General features: G+C 53.5%; 13 protein-coding genes. 9 read left to right on the forward strand and 4 right to left on the reverse strand.

Annotation, left to right across the window (positions count from 1 at the left end; genetic code table 11):
* The first annotated feature begins 89 nt into the window (after positions 1–89).
* The 6 genes from B9P82_RS01845 to gsiD all read left to right on the forward strand — a co-directional run bounded on the left by B9P82_RS01845 (position 90) and on the right by gsiD (position 7,342).
* Positions 90–878, forward strand: a complete 789-nt coding sequence (locus B9P82_RS01845) for an aminoglycoside adenylyltransferase family protein (RefSeq protein WP_101699866.1) — start codon at positions 90–92, stop codon at positions 876–878.
* Positions 879–1,070: 192 nt separating this feature from the next.
* Complete coding sequence (gene iaaA, locus B9P82_RS01850) at positions 1,071–2,036, forward strand: beta-aspartyl-peptidase (RefSeq protein ID WP_016156081.1); 966 nt, start codon at positions 1,071–1,073, stop codon at positions 2,034–2,036.
* Positions 2,023–3,894, forward strand: a complete 1,872-nt coding sequence (gene gsiA, locus B9P82_RS01855) for a glutathione ABC transporter ATP-binding protein GsiA (protein WP_047415279.1) — start codon at positions 2,023–2,025, stop codon at positions 3,892–3,894. Before iaaA ends, gsiA begins: the two co-directional genes overlap by 14 nt.
* Positions 3,895–3,922: 28 nt before the next feature.
* Positions 3,923–5,461, forward strand: a complete 1,539-nt coding sequence (gene gsiB, locus B9P82_RS01860; RefSeq protein ID WP_046274653.1) for a glutathione ABC transporter substrate-binding protein GsiB — start codon at positions 3,923–3,925, stop codon at positions 5,459–5,461.
* A gap of 46 nt (positions 5,462–5,507) precedes the next feature.
* A complete protein-coding gene (gsiC, locus tag B9P82_RS01865) occupies positions 5,508–6,428 on the forward strand; it encodes a glutathione ABC transporter permease GsiC (protein ID WP_016152391.1) in 921 nt (306 codons plus the stop codon).
* A 2-nt stretch (positions 6,429–6,430) separates the two neighbouring features.
* Positions 6,431–7,342, forward strand: a complete 912-nt coding sequence (gene gsiD / locus B9P82_RS01870) for a glutathione ABC transporter permease GsiD (RefSeq protein ID WP_047359421.1) — start codon at positions 6,431–6,433, stop codon at positions 7,340–7,342.
* Between the two features lie 56 nt (positions 7,343–7,398).
* On the opposite strand, the gene rimO is transcribed toward gsiD, so the two are convergent.
* Positions 7,399–8,724 (reverse strand): 30S ribosomal protein S12 methylthiotransferase RimO, encoded by a 1,326-nt coding sequence (rimO, locus tag B9P82_RS01875; RefSeq protein ID WP_016152393.1) that lies wholly within the window; start codon positions 8,722–8,724, stop codon positions 7,399–7,401.
* 230 nt (positions 8,725–8,954) lie between these two features.
* Here rimO and bssR point away from each other — a divergent pair, with 230 nt between their 5' ends.
* Complete coding sequence (gene bssR, locus B9P82_RS01880; RefSeq protein WP_046274655.1) at positions 8,955–9,338, forward strand: biofilm formation regulator BssR; 384 nt, start codon at positions 8,955–8,957, stop codon at positions 9,336–9,338.
* Between the two features lie 102 nt (positions 9,339–9,440).
* Positions 9,441–10,538: a PQQ-dependent sugar dehydrogenase gene (locus B9P82_RS01885; protein WP_047415284.1), complete on the forward strand. Its 1,098-nt coding sequence runs from the start codon at positions 9,441–9,443 to the stop codon at positions 10,536–10,538.
* Positions 10,539–10,543: 5 nt separating this feature from the next.
* Here B9P82_RS01885 and B9P82_RS01890 read toward each other — a convergent pair whose 3' ends face one another.
* On the reverse strand, positions 10,544–11,170 hold the full coding sequence (locus tag B9P82_RS01890) for a glutathione S-transferase family protein (RefSeq protein WP_016156088.1): 627 nt from the start codon (positions 11,168–11,170) through the stop codon (positions 10,544–10,546).
* 328 nt (positions 11,171–11,498) lie between these two features.
* On the opposite strand from B9P82_RS01890, the gene dacC reads away from it, so the two are divergent.
* Entirely contained in the window at positions 11,499–12,701 is a 1,203-nt protein-coding gene (dacC, locus tag B9P82_RS01895) for a serine-type D-Ala-D-Ala carboxypeptidase (protein ID WP_016156089.1), read from the forward strand.
* A 45-nt stretch (positions 12,702–12,746) separates the two neighbouring features.
* Here the strand turns inward: dacC and deoR are convergent, their stop codons facing one another.
* Positions 12,747–13,505: a DNA-binding transcriptional repressor DeoR gene (gene deoR, locus B9P82_RS01900; protein WP_047415286.1), complete on the reverse strand. Its 759-nt coding sequence runs from the start codon at positions 13,503–13,505 to the stop codon at positions 12,747–12,749.
* Positions 13,506–13,569: 64 nt separating this feature from the next.
* Positions 13,570–14,178: an undecaprenyl-diphosphate phosphatase gene (gene ybjG / locus B9P82_RS01905; RefSeq protein WP_075847011.1), complete on the reverse strand. Its 609-nt coding sequence runs from the start codon at positions 14,176–14,178 to the stop codon at positions 13,570–13,572.
* Between the last annotated feature and the right edge of the window lie 262 nt (positions 14,179–14,440).

Below are 14,440 nucleotides of genomic sequence, written 5' to 3' on the forward strand. Positions count from 1 at the left end.
ATCTGGTAAAGGTTTTGTGCCAAGGATAGCGCTGCAGGAAGAATGCAGTATAGACTCAATATTTCCGCTCATTTTTCCCTGGGGGCTAAATGGCTAATATTATTCCAGACGCAATTCGACGACAGGTGGAGGCCGCCAGTGCGTGCATCCGCCAGATTTTCGAGGGGAATCTCATTGCCCTTCATTTGTATGGCTCTGCGGTTGAAGGCGGCTTAAAACCCCAAAGCGACATTGATTTATTGGTCACCCTGCGTGAACCAATAAATGCCCGACAAAGAAAAAAACTGATGCAGGATTTGCTGACCATTTCAGCGCCTCCCGGCACCTCCGGGCCATATCGTGCGCTGGAAGTGACCGTGGTTCTGCACTCGCAGATCGTGCCGTGGCGATTCCCACCGGCGAGAGAAATGCAGTTTGGCGAATGGTTGCGTGATGATATTCGTGCTGGCGTGTTTGAACCGGCAATGGTGGATGCTGATCTTTCTATTCTGCTGACCCAGGCCCGGCGCGCCAGCGTACCGCTGTTCGGTGAGCCGGCTGAGACGTTATTTAACGTCATTCCGTTTAGCGATGTATTGCAAACATTTCGGCATATCCTTGAGATGTGGCAGAAACCGGCTGATTTAGAGGGGGACGAGCGTAATATCATCCTTGCTCTGGCACGTATCTGGTATAGCGTGGTTACGGGTAATATTGTCGCTAAAGATGAGGCCGCATCCTGGCTTCTGCCGCAATTACCCGCTGAGCATGCTGATTTGCTGCAAGCGGCGCGTGCGGAATATCTGGGGTTAACCAAACATAACTGGGCAGCGTATATGCCGTCTGTAGAACGCTTTGTGTTTTATGCAAAAAAACAGATTACCGATCGGCTTGAATAATTTAGCACCAACGTCGGGAGATCTCCTTTCCGTTAAACACATCTGAATGACCTGATGAGACGGGGTGTGAGGTGCAGGCCTTTACCTTTACATGACGTCTGCATCTTTCTATATTCAAAAATCGAATCAATAAGTCACCGAAATTCTGATATTTATAACCCCCCGGTACCCGCCACCTAATGGACGAATAAAATGGGTAAAGCAGTCATTGCAATTCACGGCGGCGCAGGGGCTATCACCCGCGCGTTACTGAGCCAGGAGCAAGAATTGCGTTATATACAAGCGCTGTCGGATATCGTTGAAACCGGCCAGCGGATGCTTGAAGACGGTCGTAGCGCACTGGATGTGGTCACCGAAGCCGTGCGTTTGTTGGAAGAGTGTCCGTTGTTTAATGCCGGAATTGGCGCGGTGTATACCCGTGATGAAACCCATGAACTGGACGCCTGTGTGATGGACGGTAATACGCTAAACGCGGGAGCCGTCGCCGGGGTTAGCCATCTGCGCAACCCAATTCTCGCGGCTCGCCTGGTGATGGAGCACAGCCCCCACGTCATGATGATAGGTGAAGGGGCTGAAAACTTTGCCATTGCGCAGGGTATGGAGCGCGTTTCGGCGGATATTTTCTCGACGCCAGAACGCTACGCTCAACTGCTGGCAGCGCAATCGGCGGGGGAAACGGTGCTGGATCATAGCGCGACCCCGCTAGATGAAAACAACAAAATGGGTACCGTGGGTGCGGTCGCGCTGGATATGTTTGGCAATCTGGCGGCGGCAACATCGACCGGCGGAATGACCAACAAATTACCGGGGCGGGTAGGTGACAGTCCGCTGGTCGGCGCAGGCTGTTATGCCAATAACGCAAGTGTGGCCGTTTCCTGCACCGGAACCGGTGAAGTCTTTATTCGTGCGCTGGCGGCCTATGACATTGCGGCGTTGATGGACTATGGCGGCCTGAGTTTATCGGAGGCGTGCGAACGCGTAGTAATGGAAAAATTACCGGCGCTCGGCGGTAGCGGCGGTTTAATTGCCGTCGATCACGAGGGCAACGTCGCCTTGCCCTTTAACAGCGAAGGCATGTACCGTGCCTGGGGATATGCAGGCGATACGCCAACCACCGGTATTTATCGGGAAAAAGGAGATACCGTTGCCACACAGTGATGAGCTTGACGCCTGCGACGTGCTGGCAGTCAGCAACCTGAACATTGCCTTTGAACAGGAGCAACAGCGCATCAGTGCGGTGCGTAATCTGTCATTTCGCCTGAAGCGTGGTGAAACGCTGGCGATAGTGGGTGAATCCGGTTCAGGAAAGTCGGTAACAGCCTTGTCGCTGATGCGTTTGATTGAACAGTCAGGCGGCGAGGTGAGCTGCGATGAAATGCTCCTTCGACGCCGTAACCGACAGGTTATTGAGCTGGGTGAACAGAGCGCGTCGCGGATGCGTCACGTGCGTGGCGCAGATATCGCCATGATCTTCCAGGAGCCCATGACATCGCTTAATCCGGTATTTACCGTGGGTGAGCAGATTGCTGAGTCAATCCGTTTGCATCAGGGGGCCAGCCACGAAGAGGCGATGGTGGAAGCGAAACGGATGCTCGACCAGGTGCGTATCCCCGAGGCGAAGGCTATTTTATCGCGCTATCCGCACCAGCTTTCTGGCGGCATGCGCCAGCGGGTAATGATCGCCATGGCGCTATCGTGTCGCCCTGCGGTTTTAATTGCCGATGAGCCGACTACCGCGCTGGATGTCACTATTCAGGCACAGATCCTGCAACTGATAAAAGTGCTGCAGCAGGATATGTCGATGGGAGTGATCTTTATTACCCACGATATGGGCGTCGTGGCGGATATTGCCGATCGCGTGCTGGTGATGTATCAGGGCGAGGCGGTAGAAACCGGCAGCGTTGAGCAGATTTTTCACGCTCCCCAGCATCCTTACACCAAAGCGCTGCTGGCAGCCGTGCCGCAGCTTGGGGCGATGACCGGACAAGCGTACCCGCGCCGGTTTCCACTCATTTCATTACACGATCCCAGCCATGTAGAACCACAGACTGAACAGGATACTGTGGTTGAAGGCGAGCCTATTTTGCAGGTACGTAATCTGGTGACGCGTTTTCCGCTGCGCAGCGGCATTCTTAATCGGGTGACCCGCGAGGTGCATGCGGTGGAAAACGTTAGCTTTGACCTGTGGCCCGGAGAGACGCTCTCGCTGGTGGGGGAGTCAGGCTGCGGGAAATCCACCACCGGTCGGGCGCTGCTACGTCTGGTAGAGTCTCAACGCGGGGAGATTGTTTTCAACGGACAGCGTATTGATACCCTGGCCGCCAGTAAGCTACAGCCGCTGCGTCGGGATATTCAATTTATCTTCCAGGACCCCTATGCTTCGCTCGATCCGCGTCAGACCGTGGGATATTCCATTTTAGAACCGCTGCGGGTGCATGGGCTACTGCAAGGCGATGCGGCGGCAAAACGGGTTGCATGGCTGCTGGAACGCGTAGGATTGCTCCCTGAGCATGCCTGGCGCTATCCGCATGAGTTTTCCGGTGGGCAGCGTCAGCGGATCTGTATTGCCCGGGCGCTGGCGCTCAATCCCAAGGTGATTATTGCCGATGAGTCAGTCTCGGCGCTGGATGTCTCAATTCGCGGGCAAATTATCAACCTGTTGCTCGACCTCCAACGAGAAATGGGGATTGCATACCTGTTTATTTCCCACGATATGGCGGTTGTGGAGCGGATCAGTCATCGGGTGGCGGTGATGTATCTTGGGCAAATCGTCGAGATCGGCACCCGACGCGCGGTGTTTGAAAATCCGCAGCATCCGTACACCCGCAAACTGATGGCGGCAGTCCCGGTCGCCGATCCCTCACATCACCGGCCCCAGCGCGTGCTGCTGTCGGATGATATCCCCAGTAATATCCGCAAACGCGGTGAAGAGATTTCCCCCGTTTCACTACAGCAAGTTGGCCCGGGGCATTATGTTGCGCGTCCGCAACCAGAAAATGCGCTTTCGCGTTTATAACAGGCAGGCAGGGTTTAAGGAGAATAACATGACAAAAATTGTTGCTCGAAAATGGCTGGTTGCTGTGGGAGTGGCCTCTGCGCTGGCCGCCACACCTGGCTGGGCCGCCAAAGATGTAGTAGTGGCGGTAGGATCCAATTTCACCACCCTCGATCCCTACGACGCAAACGACACGTTGTCGCAGGCGGTAGCGAAGTCGTTTTACCAGGGGCTGTTTGGCCTTGATAAAGAGATGAAGCTGAAAAATGTGCTGGCGGAGAGTTATACGGTTTCTGATGATGGCCTGACTTATACCCTTAAGCTGCGACAGGGCGTGAAGTTTCAGGACGGCACCGACTTCAACGCCGATGCGGTTAAAGCTAACCTCGACCGGGCCAGCAACCCGGAAAACCATCTGAAACGCTACAACCTGTATAAGAATATCGATAAAACCGAGGTCGTCGATCCGTCGACGGTGAAGATAACGCTGAAGCAGCCGTTCTCTGCATTTATCAATATTCTGGCGCACCCGGCTACGGCGATGATCTCTCCCGCCGCGCTGGAGAAATACGGCAAGGAGATCGGTTTTCATCCCGTGGGGACCGGGCCGTATCAGCTTGAGACCTGGAATCAGACGGATTTTGTAAAGGTTAAGAAGTTCGCGGGTTACTGGCAGCAAGGGCTGCCAAAGCTGGATACGATTACCTGGCGTCCGGTGACCGACAACAACACGCGTGCGGCAATGCTGCAGACCGGGGAAGCGCAGTTTGCCTTCCCGATCCCTTACGAGCAGGCGGCGCTACTGGCGAAGAATAAAAACCTGGAACTGGTGGCCAGTCCGTCTATTATGCAGCGTTACATCAGCATGAACGTCACGCAAAAACCGTTCGATAACCCGAAGGTGCGTGAAGCGCTGAATTATGCCATTAACCGTCAGGCGCTGGTGAAAGTGGCGTTTGCCGGTTACGCGACGCCAGCAACCGGCGTTCTCCCTCCGTCGATCGCCTATGCGCAAAGCTATACGCCATGGCCATACGACCCGGCAAAAGCGCGCGAACTGCTGAAAGAAGCGGGTTATCCGAACGGTTTTACCACCACGCTATGGTCTTCTCATAACCATAGTACCGCGCAAAAAGTGCTGCAATTTACCCAGCAGCAACTGGCGCAGGTGGGCGTTAAGGCTCAGGTGACGGCGATGGATGCCGGTCAGCGCGCGGCGCAAGTCGAAGGTAAAGCGCAGAAAGAGAGCGGGGTACGCATGTTCTACACCGGCTGGTCTGCCTCTACGGGTGAAGCAGACTGGGCGCTGTCACCGCTGTTTGCATCTCAAAACTGGCCGCCAACGCTGTTTAATACGGCGTTCTACAGCAATAAGCAGGTGGACAGTGATTTAGCGGCAGCGTTGCAAACCAACGATCCGGCCCAGAAAGCGAAGCTGTACAAGGATGCGCAGGATATTATCTGGAAAGAGTCGCCGTGGATCCCACTGGTAGTGGAACAACTGATTTCGGCGCACAACACCAGATTGACCGGGTTCTGGATCATGCCGGATACCGGATTTAGCTTTGATGATGCGGATTTAAAATAAGCTATTCATCCGGCCCCGCCACGCAGGGGCCGGCGAAGGGAGTGTGATGCTTAACTATGTTTTCAAGCGCCTGCTGGGGTTGATTCCAACTCTGTTGATCGTAGCGGTGCTGGTATTTTTATTTGTTCACCTGCTACCAGGCGATCCGGCCCGGCTGATTGCCGGACCGGAGGCTGATGCTGAGGTGATCGAACTGGTGCGTCAGCAGTTGGGTCTGGACCAGCCGCTGCATATTCAGTTCTGGCATTACATTACTAACGTGTTGCAAGGCGATTTTGGAACCTCAATGGTTTCTCGTCGCCCGGTCTCCGAAGAGATAGCCAGTCGTTTTATGCCATCGCTATGGCTGACCATTGCCAGCATGGCGTGGGCGGTGTTATTCGGCATGACGGCAGGGATCATTGCTGCTGTATGGCGTAATCGTTGGCCGGACAGATTGAGTATGACGCTCGCCGTCACCGGGATCTCTTTCCCGGCGTTTGCGCTCGGCATGCTGCTCATGCAGATATTCTCCGTTGAGCTTGGCTGGTTGCCCACCGTTGGCGCTGATACCTGGCGGCACTATATCCTCCCGTCTATTACCCTGGGTGCGGCGGTGGCTGCGGTGTTAGCCCGGTTTACCCGCGCTTCGTTTGTCGATGTGCTCAGTGAAGACTATATGCGTACCGCGCGGGCCAAAGGGGTGAGTGAAACCTGGGTGGTGTTAAAACATGGTTTGCGTAATGCGATGATCCCGGTGGTCACCATGATGGGGCTACAGTTTGGCTTTTTGCTTGGCGGCTCAATTGTCGTTGAGAAGGTGTTTAACTGGCCAGGGCTTGGGCGGCTGTTGGTGGACTCAGTCGAAATGCGCGACTACCCGGTGATTCAGGCCGAGGTGCTGTTGTTTTCTCTGGAGTTTATTCTTATTAACTTAGTGGTGGATGTGCTCTATGCCGCCATTAATCCGGCTATCAGGTACAAGTAAGGATGCGATTTTTTAACTGGCGCCGACAGGCGATTTTAAATGCGATGCCCCTTGTTAAGCCTGAGCAGATACGCACGCCGTGGCATGAATTCTGGCGTCGTTTCCGTCGCCAGCGCATGGCGATGTTAGCGGGGTTATTTGTCCTGCTGCTGATAATGGTGGCGATTTTTGCTCGCTGGTTAACGCCATTTGATGCCGAGAATTACTTCGATTATGACCGTCTGAATGACGGACCATCGATGCTGCACTGGTTCGGCGTTGACTCGCTGGGGCGGGATATTTTTAGCCGCGTGCTGGTGGGGGCGCAAATCTCGCTGGCGGCGGGGGTCTTTGCCGTATTTATTGGCGCGGCGATTGGCACCGTGCTGGGTCTGCTGGCGGGATACTACGAAGGCTGGTGGGATCGACTGATTATGCGTATCTGCGATGTGCTGTTCGCCTTTCCGGGCATTTTGCTGGCGATAGCCGTGGTCGCCGTGCTGGGCAGCGGCATTGCAAACGTGATTATTGCCGTGGCCATTTTCTCCATTCCGGCCTTCGCGCGGCTGGTGCGCGCAAATACGCTGGTGCTAAAGCAGCAGACCTTTATTGAATCCGCGCGCAGTATCGGCGCCAGCGATGCGACCATCATCTTCAACCATATCTTGCCGGGTACGGTTTCATCGATCGTGGTCTTTTTTACCATGCGTATTGGCACGTCGATTATCTCTGCCGCGAGCCTGTCATTTCTGGGATTGGGCGCGCAGCCGCCGACCCCGGAGTGGGGGGCAATGCTCAATGAAGCCCGCGCTGATATGGTTATCGCGCCGCACGTGGCGATTTTCCCGGCGGTGGCGATATTCCTGACGGTACTGGCGTTTAACTTACTGGGAGATGGTCTGCGCGACGCGCTGGACCCGAAAATTAAAGGATAAATCACAGGCCGGATAAGACGTAACGCTTATCCGGCCTACTGTTGGGTTGCGCTTATTTAAACGCGGGTGCCCCACAGATCGTATTCATCAGCGTTTTCGACCTTCACGCGAATGATATCGCCAGGTTTCACCTTGGTTTCGCCATTCAGGTATACCGCGCCGTCGATTTCCGGGGCGTCAGCCATGCTGCGGCCAATCGCGCCTTCTTCGTCAACTTCATCAACGATAACCAGAATTTCGCGGCCCACTTTCTCCTGCAAACGTTCAGCAGAGATTTGCTGTTGCAATTGCATAAAGCGGTTCCAGCGTTCCTCTTTCACCTCTTCCGGGATTTGGTCCGGCAGGTCATTGGCGCCAGCGCCTTCTACCGGGCTGTATTTAAAGCAGCCCACGCGGTCCAGACGCGCTTCCTTCAGGAAGTCGAGCAGCATCTGGAAGTCTTCTTCCGTTTCACCTGGGAAACCGACAATGAAGGTTGAGCGCAGCGTCAGTTCAGGGCAGATTTCACGCCACTGTTTGATGCGTGCAAGTTGTCTGTCCACGGAGCCTGGGCGTTTCATAAGCTTAAGAATACGCGGGCTGGCATGTTGTAGCGGGATGTCCAGATACGGCAGGATTTTCCCTTCCGCCATCAGTGGGATCACGTCATCAACGTGCGGATAGGGATAGACGTAATGCAGACGAGTCCAGATCCCCAGTTTTGATAACTGCTCGCACAGATCAACCATGCTGGTTTTGACCGGCTCGCCGTTATGGAAACCGGTGCGATGCTTCACATCCACGCCGTACGCGGAGGTATCCTGAGAAATGACCAGTATCTCTTTCACGCCCGCATCCACCAGACGTTTGGCTTCGCTGAGGACGTCGCCAATCGGACGGCTCACCAGATCGCCACGCATCGACGGAATAATGCAGAACGTGCAGCGGTGGTTGCAGCCTTCAGAAATTTTCAGATAGGCATAATGACGCGGAGTGAGCTTGACGCCCTGTTCAGGAACCAGACTCAGGAACGGGTTGTGCTTTGGTTTGGGCACATAGTGGTGAACGTGCTCCAGAACCTGTTCGTAGCTATGCGGCCCGGTGATTTCCAGCACCTTCGGGTGGACTTCACGGATCTGATCGACTTTCGCGCCCAGACAGCCGGTGACGATCACCTTGCCGTTTTCGTTCAGCGCTTCGCCGATTGCTTCCAGCGACTCCTGAACCGCGCTGTCGATAAAGCCACAGGTGTTAACGATAACCATATCCGCGTCGTCGTAGCTTGGCACAACATCATAGCCTTCGGTACGAAGTTCGGTCAGGATGCGTTCAGAATCGACGAGGTTTTTCGGGCAGCCGAGGGAGACAAAGCCGATTTTCGGCTGGTGGGTTACATTGCTCATAGCGTAAAAATTGTTCAGTTATTGGAATATTCAGGGCACGGATTCTACAGAGTTCTGAATAAAAATTGTATCGCAATCTCATACCATCAGTCGCCACGCCCGGCGTGGAATTAAAGATTATTTGTAAATTGTGTTAATTTTCGGTGATGGATTGATCCTGGACACGACTTTGTTCAAAAAATGACCATACTATTAAGTTGCACCATAGTTGGAAAGAGGAGGAACAAAGTATGGTTGTTGACAGACTGAGAACCGATCTTCTCAACAAATTGATAAACGCCCGTGTCGAACTTGCCGCTTATCTGCTGTTGAGAAAAGCGAAAGGCTACATGTCAGTCAGCGAGAGCGATCGTCTGCGTGATAATTTTTTTGCACTGAATCGCGAATTGCACGAGCAATCACAGCCTCACGGTATGCATCTTGATCAGGAAGAGTGGAATGCCCTTCATCGTGCTGAAGGGGCGTTAGCCGCCGCCGCTGTTTGTCTTATGAGTGGACATCACGATTGTCCAACTTTTATCGCCGTTAACGCAGAGAAACTGGAAAACTGCCTGACAACGCTGACGCTAAGTATCCAGTGTTTGCAATCTTATTCAACGCTGGAACACGTCTGAATCAGGGGGAGGGCGCTCCCCCTTTTCGTTAAGATTATGTAAATGTGGCGGGATAATTCCCCTTGCTGGCTACGCTTTATGCAGAGCCATTAAGGAGGTGTTATGCGTCGACTCTTTCTCTGTGCTGTCCCACTCGCGCTATTTTCCTCTTATGCCGTCGCGGTAGAGGTGGAAGTGCTGCAAACGAAACTCGATCATCCGTGGTCGCTGGCGTTTTTACCCGACAATCGCGGTATGCTCATTACGCTTAAAGGCGGCCAGCTTCGACTTTGGCAGTCAGGGAAGGGGCTTTCCGACCCGCTGACCGGCGTTCCCAAAGTCTGGGCGAATGGTCAGGGGGGATTGCTTGATGTGGCATTAGCACCGGATTTTAAACAATCCCGCCGGGTGTGGCTTAGCTTTGCTGAAGCTGACGGTGAAGGTAACGCCGGGACAGCGGTTGGTTACGGACGACTGAGCGACGATCTCAAACATCTGCAAGGGTTCCAGACCATTTTTCGCCAACAGCCGAAGCTCTCCAGCGGAAACCATTTTGGCGGACGTATGGTTTTTGATGGCAACGGTTATCTGTTTATTGGCCTTGGTGAAAACAATCAACGTTCTACCGCACAGGATCTGGATAAGCTGCAGGGCAAGGTCGTACGACTGACCGATGAGGGAAAAATTCCGCCGGATAATCCGTTTGTGAAGAGGGCAGGAGCGCGGGCAGAGATTTGGTCATATGGTATCCGCAACCCGCAGGGGATGGCGATGAATCCCTGGAGCGATACGCTGTGGCTCAATGAGCATGGCCCACGCGGGGGCGATGAAATCAATATCCCGGAGAAAGGGAAAAACTACGGCTGGCCGCTTGCGACCTGGGGCGTTAACTACAGTGGTCTTAAAATTCCCGAAGCAAAAGGCCCAATTGTTGCTGGTACAGAGCAACCCATCTTTTACTGGGAAAAGTCACCGGCGGTCAGCGGAATGGCTTTTTATAATAGCGATACCTTCCCACAGTGGCGGCAGAAGTTGTTCATTGGCGCGTTGAAAGATAAAGAAGTGATCGTGCTGAGCGTCAAAGGGAATGCCGTCACCGAAGAGGGGCGTCTGTTGCAGGAAAGAGGGCAACGGATCCGTGATGTGCGCGTCGGACCAGACGGGTACTTATACGTACTAACCGACGAGTCCGACGGGGAATTACTGAAAGTGAGTCCCTGATTTAGTTAGCTGACCGGGATCATCACGACTTTTTGAAACGCCGGACGTTCGGTCAGTTGCTGATACCAGTTCTCCAGATGTGGGCGCGGGGTCCAGCTCAGGCCAACGTTGAACAGGTTATAGATAAACGGCGCAACGGCGATATCGGCAGTGCCAAATTCAGCCCCGGAGAACCATGGCTGGTCCGCCAGCGCGTTATCCAGAATGGCAAACAGGTTATCGCACACCTGACTACCCGCCTCGATTGCCGCCATGTCGCGTTTCTCGGCAGGGGTTCTGACCAGGCCAAACAAGATAACCCGATGCGCAGGACTTAGCGTCTGGTTTGCCCAGTCCATCCATTTTTCACCGACGGCGCGCGCGGCCGGGGCGTCAATCCACAAACGCTTTTGTCCGTACTGAGCTGCCAGATAGCGGACAATGGTATTGGATTCCCAGAGAACAACGTCCGTTTCATCATCACGTAGTAGCGGGACCAGTCCGTTCGGGTTGAGTGCCAGATAGTCGGCATCGCGGTTACCGCCATGCTGTCCGCCCGCCAGAATTTGGTTATACGGCAGTTCCAGTTCCTCGAGCGTCCACAATACTTTTTTTACGTTGGTCGAGTTATTGCGACCCCACAGTGTAATCATAGTAACCCCGCAAATTAATTGAGCAGCTTTATGGCTGCAGATGCCATCTGACTAGCCCACATGGTGGGGTAAACCTAATATTTACGCAACAAAGTCTAAAAAAATCGTGCCAGGAGCAGCGCAGCGCGGTGTTATTGCATAAACTTTAAAAACTTTACCAACTTACGGTTTCTTTAAGCTCGTTAGTGCGTTATTACTCACCGCACTTATTTTACACGTCATCCATCAGACCTTTTCTGCATGGGTTGGCCAGGGTCGCTTGGCTGGTTTTGTGTAAACACGGTGTGGTATGACGTGGTTTTTTGGAATGGATACTCGGGTGGCATTTATGACGCAATACTTCTCTTCACTTCGCAGCTTTGCTGCAGGTTCTGCACTCTTAATCCTTTTGGCGCCGAGCGTACAGGCGGCGGAGCAACCAACGGCCCCACCGAGCGTCGACGCGCGCGCGTGGATCCTAATGGATTACGCCAGCGGTAAGGTACTGGCGGAAGGTAATGCTGATGAGAAACTGGATCCTGCCAGTCTGACCAAGATCATGACCAGCTATGTAGTCGGTCAGGCGCTGAAGGCCGGGAAAATTAACCTCAACGACATGGTCACCGTGGGCAAAGACGCCTGGGCGACCGGTAATCCGGCCCTGCGCGGTTCGTCTGTTATGTTCCTCAAGCCCGGCGATCAGGTTGCAGTGTCCGATCTGAACAAAGGCGTTATCATCCAGTCTGGTAACGATGCCTGTATCGCACTGGCTGATTACGTTGCCGGCAGCCAGGAATCCTTCATTGGTCTGATGAACGGCTACGCGAAAAAACTGGGGCTGACCAATACCACTTTCCAGACCGTGCATGGCCTGGATGCGGCAGGACAGTTCAGTACCGCACGTGATATGGCCCTGCTCGGGAAGGCGCTAATCCACGATGTACCGGAAGAGTACGCTATCCACAAAGAGAAAGAATTTACCTTTAATAAAATCCGCCAGCCGAACCGCAACCGTTTGTTGTGGAGCACCAACCTGAACGTGGACGGTATGAAAACCGGTACCACGGCCGGGGCGGGATACAACCTGGTTGCTTCCGCGACCCAAGGGGATATGCGCCTGATCTCTGTGGTGTTGGGGGCGAAAACCGACCGCATTCGTTTTAATGAGTCAGAAAAGTTGCTGACCTGGGGCTTCCGCTTCTTTGAAACCGTTACGCCGATTAAACCGGATGCCACTTTCGTGACGCAGCGCGTCTGGTTTGGCGATAAGAGTGAAGTTAATTTGGGCGCCGGAGAAGCGGGCTCGGTGACTATCCCGCGTGGTCAGCTCAAAAACCTGAAGGCCAGCTTTACCCTGACCGAACCACAGTTAACCGCGCCGCTGAAGAAAGGCCAGGTTGTGGGGACTATCGACTTCCAGTTGAACGGGAAATCCATCGAGCAGCGTCCACTGATGGTGATGGAGGCCGTGGAAGAGGGGGGATTCTTTAGTCGCATGTGGGACTTCGTGATGATGAAATTCCACCAGTGGTTTGGCGGCTGGTTCTCTTAATCTTAGCGTTTGCCGGATGACGCTATCGCCATCCGGCAGTATCGCTTAATACATCAGTTTGATACGTTGCGCTTTCGCGTATTCAACAAACGCCTCGTCAGGACGGCTATCGCTGACGATGGTATTAAAGCGTTTTACTTCACCCATCCGCGCAGGACGCACCTTACCAAATTTGCTGTGATCGACCACCAGCACGTGATGCTGCGCCATCGACATCGCCCAGTGTTTCACCGGTAGCTCTTCCAGGTTAAAACAGGTCGCGCCTTTCTCAATATGAACGCCAGCTGCGGAATAAAAAGCGATATCCGGGCACAGGTTGTTCAGCGTTTCCTGGAAATCAAGCGGTTTGAAAATTGCGTTGCTGGCATGGAATTCGCCACCACACAGAATGACGCGGCACTGCGGTTTTTCCTGTAGCACCAGAAACGTATTCAGCGAGTAGCAGATTGCGGTGAAAGGCAATTCATTTTCGATAGCCTCAATGATCCACGGCGTGGTGGTACCACAGTCGAAAAAGATAGTCTGATGTGCCTGCACGAGGCTTGCCGCCATCTGGGCGGCACGGCGCTTTTCATCAACCAGTCGGGATTTTTGATCGCTGATTAAATAGTGATTGGCGCTGCGGGGTTCCAGAACAATATAACCCCCGAGCAAGACGACGGGAGCATCGTGATTATTCAGGTCGCGACGAATGGTCATCTCAGATACGCCCAGCAGCGTCGCGGCTTCTTTGAGGTGTAATTTATCGCTGCGTTTCAGCGCCTGCAGTAATTGACCAATACGCTCGTCGCGTCGAGTTTCCATAGTTCCCCTGGAGAGTAGAATAAGTGCTCAGTATCGCGCTTAATACTACTCTTTTTACCGTGGGTTAGTCACGCACCCAGCCTTTACGGATGGGCAGAGCGAAGCAGGCGCGATAGCCATTTTGCAAGCCGAGGTACAGGGGCGCGCCAAACCGCTGCCAGATCATCTGGGCGCTCAGGCAGCCAATCAGCCCGACGAGTAATCCTCCCAGCATATCCAGCGGCCAGTGTACGCCAAGGTAGACCCGCGACCAGGCAATCGCCACAGCAACGACCATCAGCAGAGCGCCCGTCCACAGGCGATGCCAGAACAGGAAAGCCAGTGCAAAGGTAAAGATAACCGTACCGTGATCGCTCGGGAAAGAGTCATCCGCCGCATGATGCAGGAAGTTGTAACCGATGTGGTTAACAAACGGACGATCGTGAGGGAACAGATGCCCCATCAGCCATGAAATCGTCAGACCGACGATCAGCGCAATCGCCATTTTTATAACTAACTGGCGCTGGAGAGTAACCTGGGCCCGCGGCCCCCAAAGCCAAAGCACAACGGCTAACAGCGGTACGATGTTAATCAGGTCTTTGGCAATAAAAATGGCAAGCGATATCATCCATTGCGCAGAGTCCGGCGTGGCATTGATGAGATAAAAAAGTGAGTTGTTCAGATTTTCCAGCATAACGTCCAGACTCAGTGTAATCGTTAAAAAGGCCCAAGAGGGGAGAGCATAAAATTGCTTTCACGGGATAAAAAGCGGTCTTGTCTTATTTGTCTGTTAAATGACTATTTTTCAGACAATTAATGAGACTTATTGAACATGATAGCGGCCTCAACTTAAATTAACCTTAACGCAAAATGTTCCTGAGCAAATGAGTGTAAAAATGTGCGCAATTTGCTTTCAAATCACATAATTCACTATCGCCAGTACGGCGCATTTATTA

This window comes from Citrobacter sp. L55 (assembly GCF_002850715.1).
GTDB classification, from domain to species: domain Bacteria; phylum Pseudomonadota; class Gammaproteobacteria; order Enterobacterales; family Enterobacteriaceae; genus Citrobacter; species Citrobacter braakii.

Coding starts and splice junctions, on each gene's coding strand:
- B9P82_RS01845 (WP_101699866.1), top strand. CDS start 90: ATGGCTAATATTATTCCAGACGCAATTCGACGACAGGTGGAGGCCGCC.
- iaaA (WP_016156081.1), top strand. CDS start 1,071: ATGGGTAAAGCAGTCATTGCAATTCACGGCGGCGCAGGGGCTATCACC.
- gsiB (WP_046274653.1), top strand. CDS start 3,923: ATGACAAAAATTGTTGCTCGAAAATGGCTGGTTGCTGTGGGAGTGGCC.
- gsiC (WP_016152391.1), top strand. CDS start 5,508: ATGCTTAACTATGTTTTCAAGCGCCTGCTGGGGTTGATTCCAACTCTG.
- gsiD (WP_047359421.1), top strand. CDS start 6,431: ATGCGATTTTTTAACTGGCGCCGACAGGCGATTTTAAATGCGATGCCC.
- rimO (WP_016152393.1), bottom strand. CDS start 8,724: ATGAGCAATGTAACCCACCAGCCGAAAATCGGCTTTGTCTCCCTCGGC.
- bssR (WP_046274655.1), top strand. CDS start 8,955: ATGGTTGTTGACAGACTGAGAACCGATCTTCTCAACAAATTGATAAAC.
- B9P82_RS01885 (WP_047415284.1), top strand. CDS start 9,441: ATGCGTCGACTCTTTCTCTGTGCTGTCCCACTCGCGCTATTTTCCTCT.
- B9P82_RS01890 (WP_016156088.1), bottom strand. CDS start 11,170: ATGATTACACTGTGGGGTCGCAATAACTCGACCAACGTAAAAAAAGTA.
- dacC (WP_016156089.1), top strand. CDS start 11,499: ATGACGCAATACTTCTCTTCACTTCGCAGCTTTGCTGCAGGTTCTGCA.
- deoR (WP_047415286.1), bottom strand. CDS start 13,505: ATGGAAACTCGACGCGACGAGCGTATTGGTCAATTACTGCAGGCGCTG.
- ybjG (WP_075847011.1), bottom strand. CDS start 14,178: ATGCTGGAAAATCTGAACAACTCACTTTTTTATCTCATCAATGCCACG.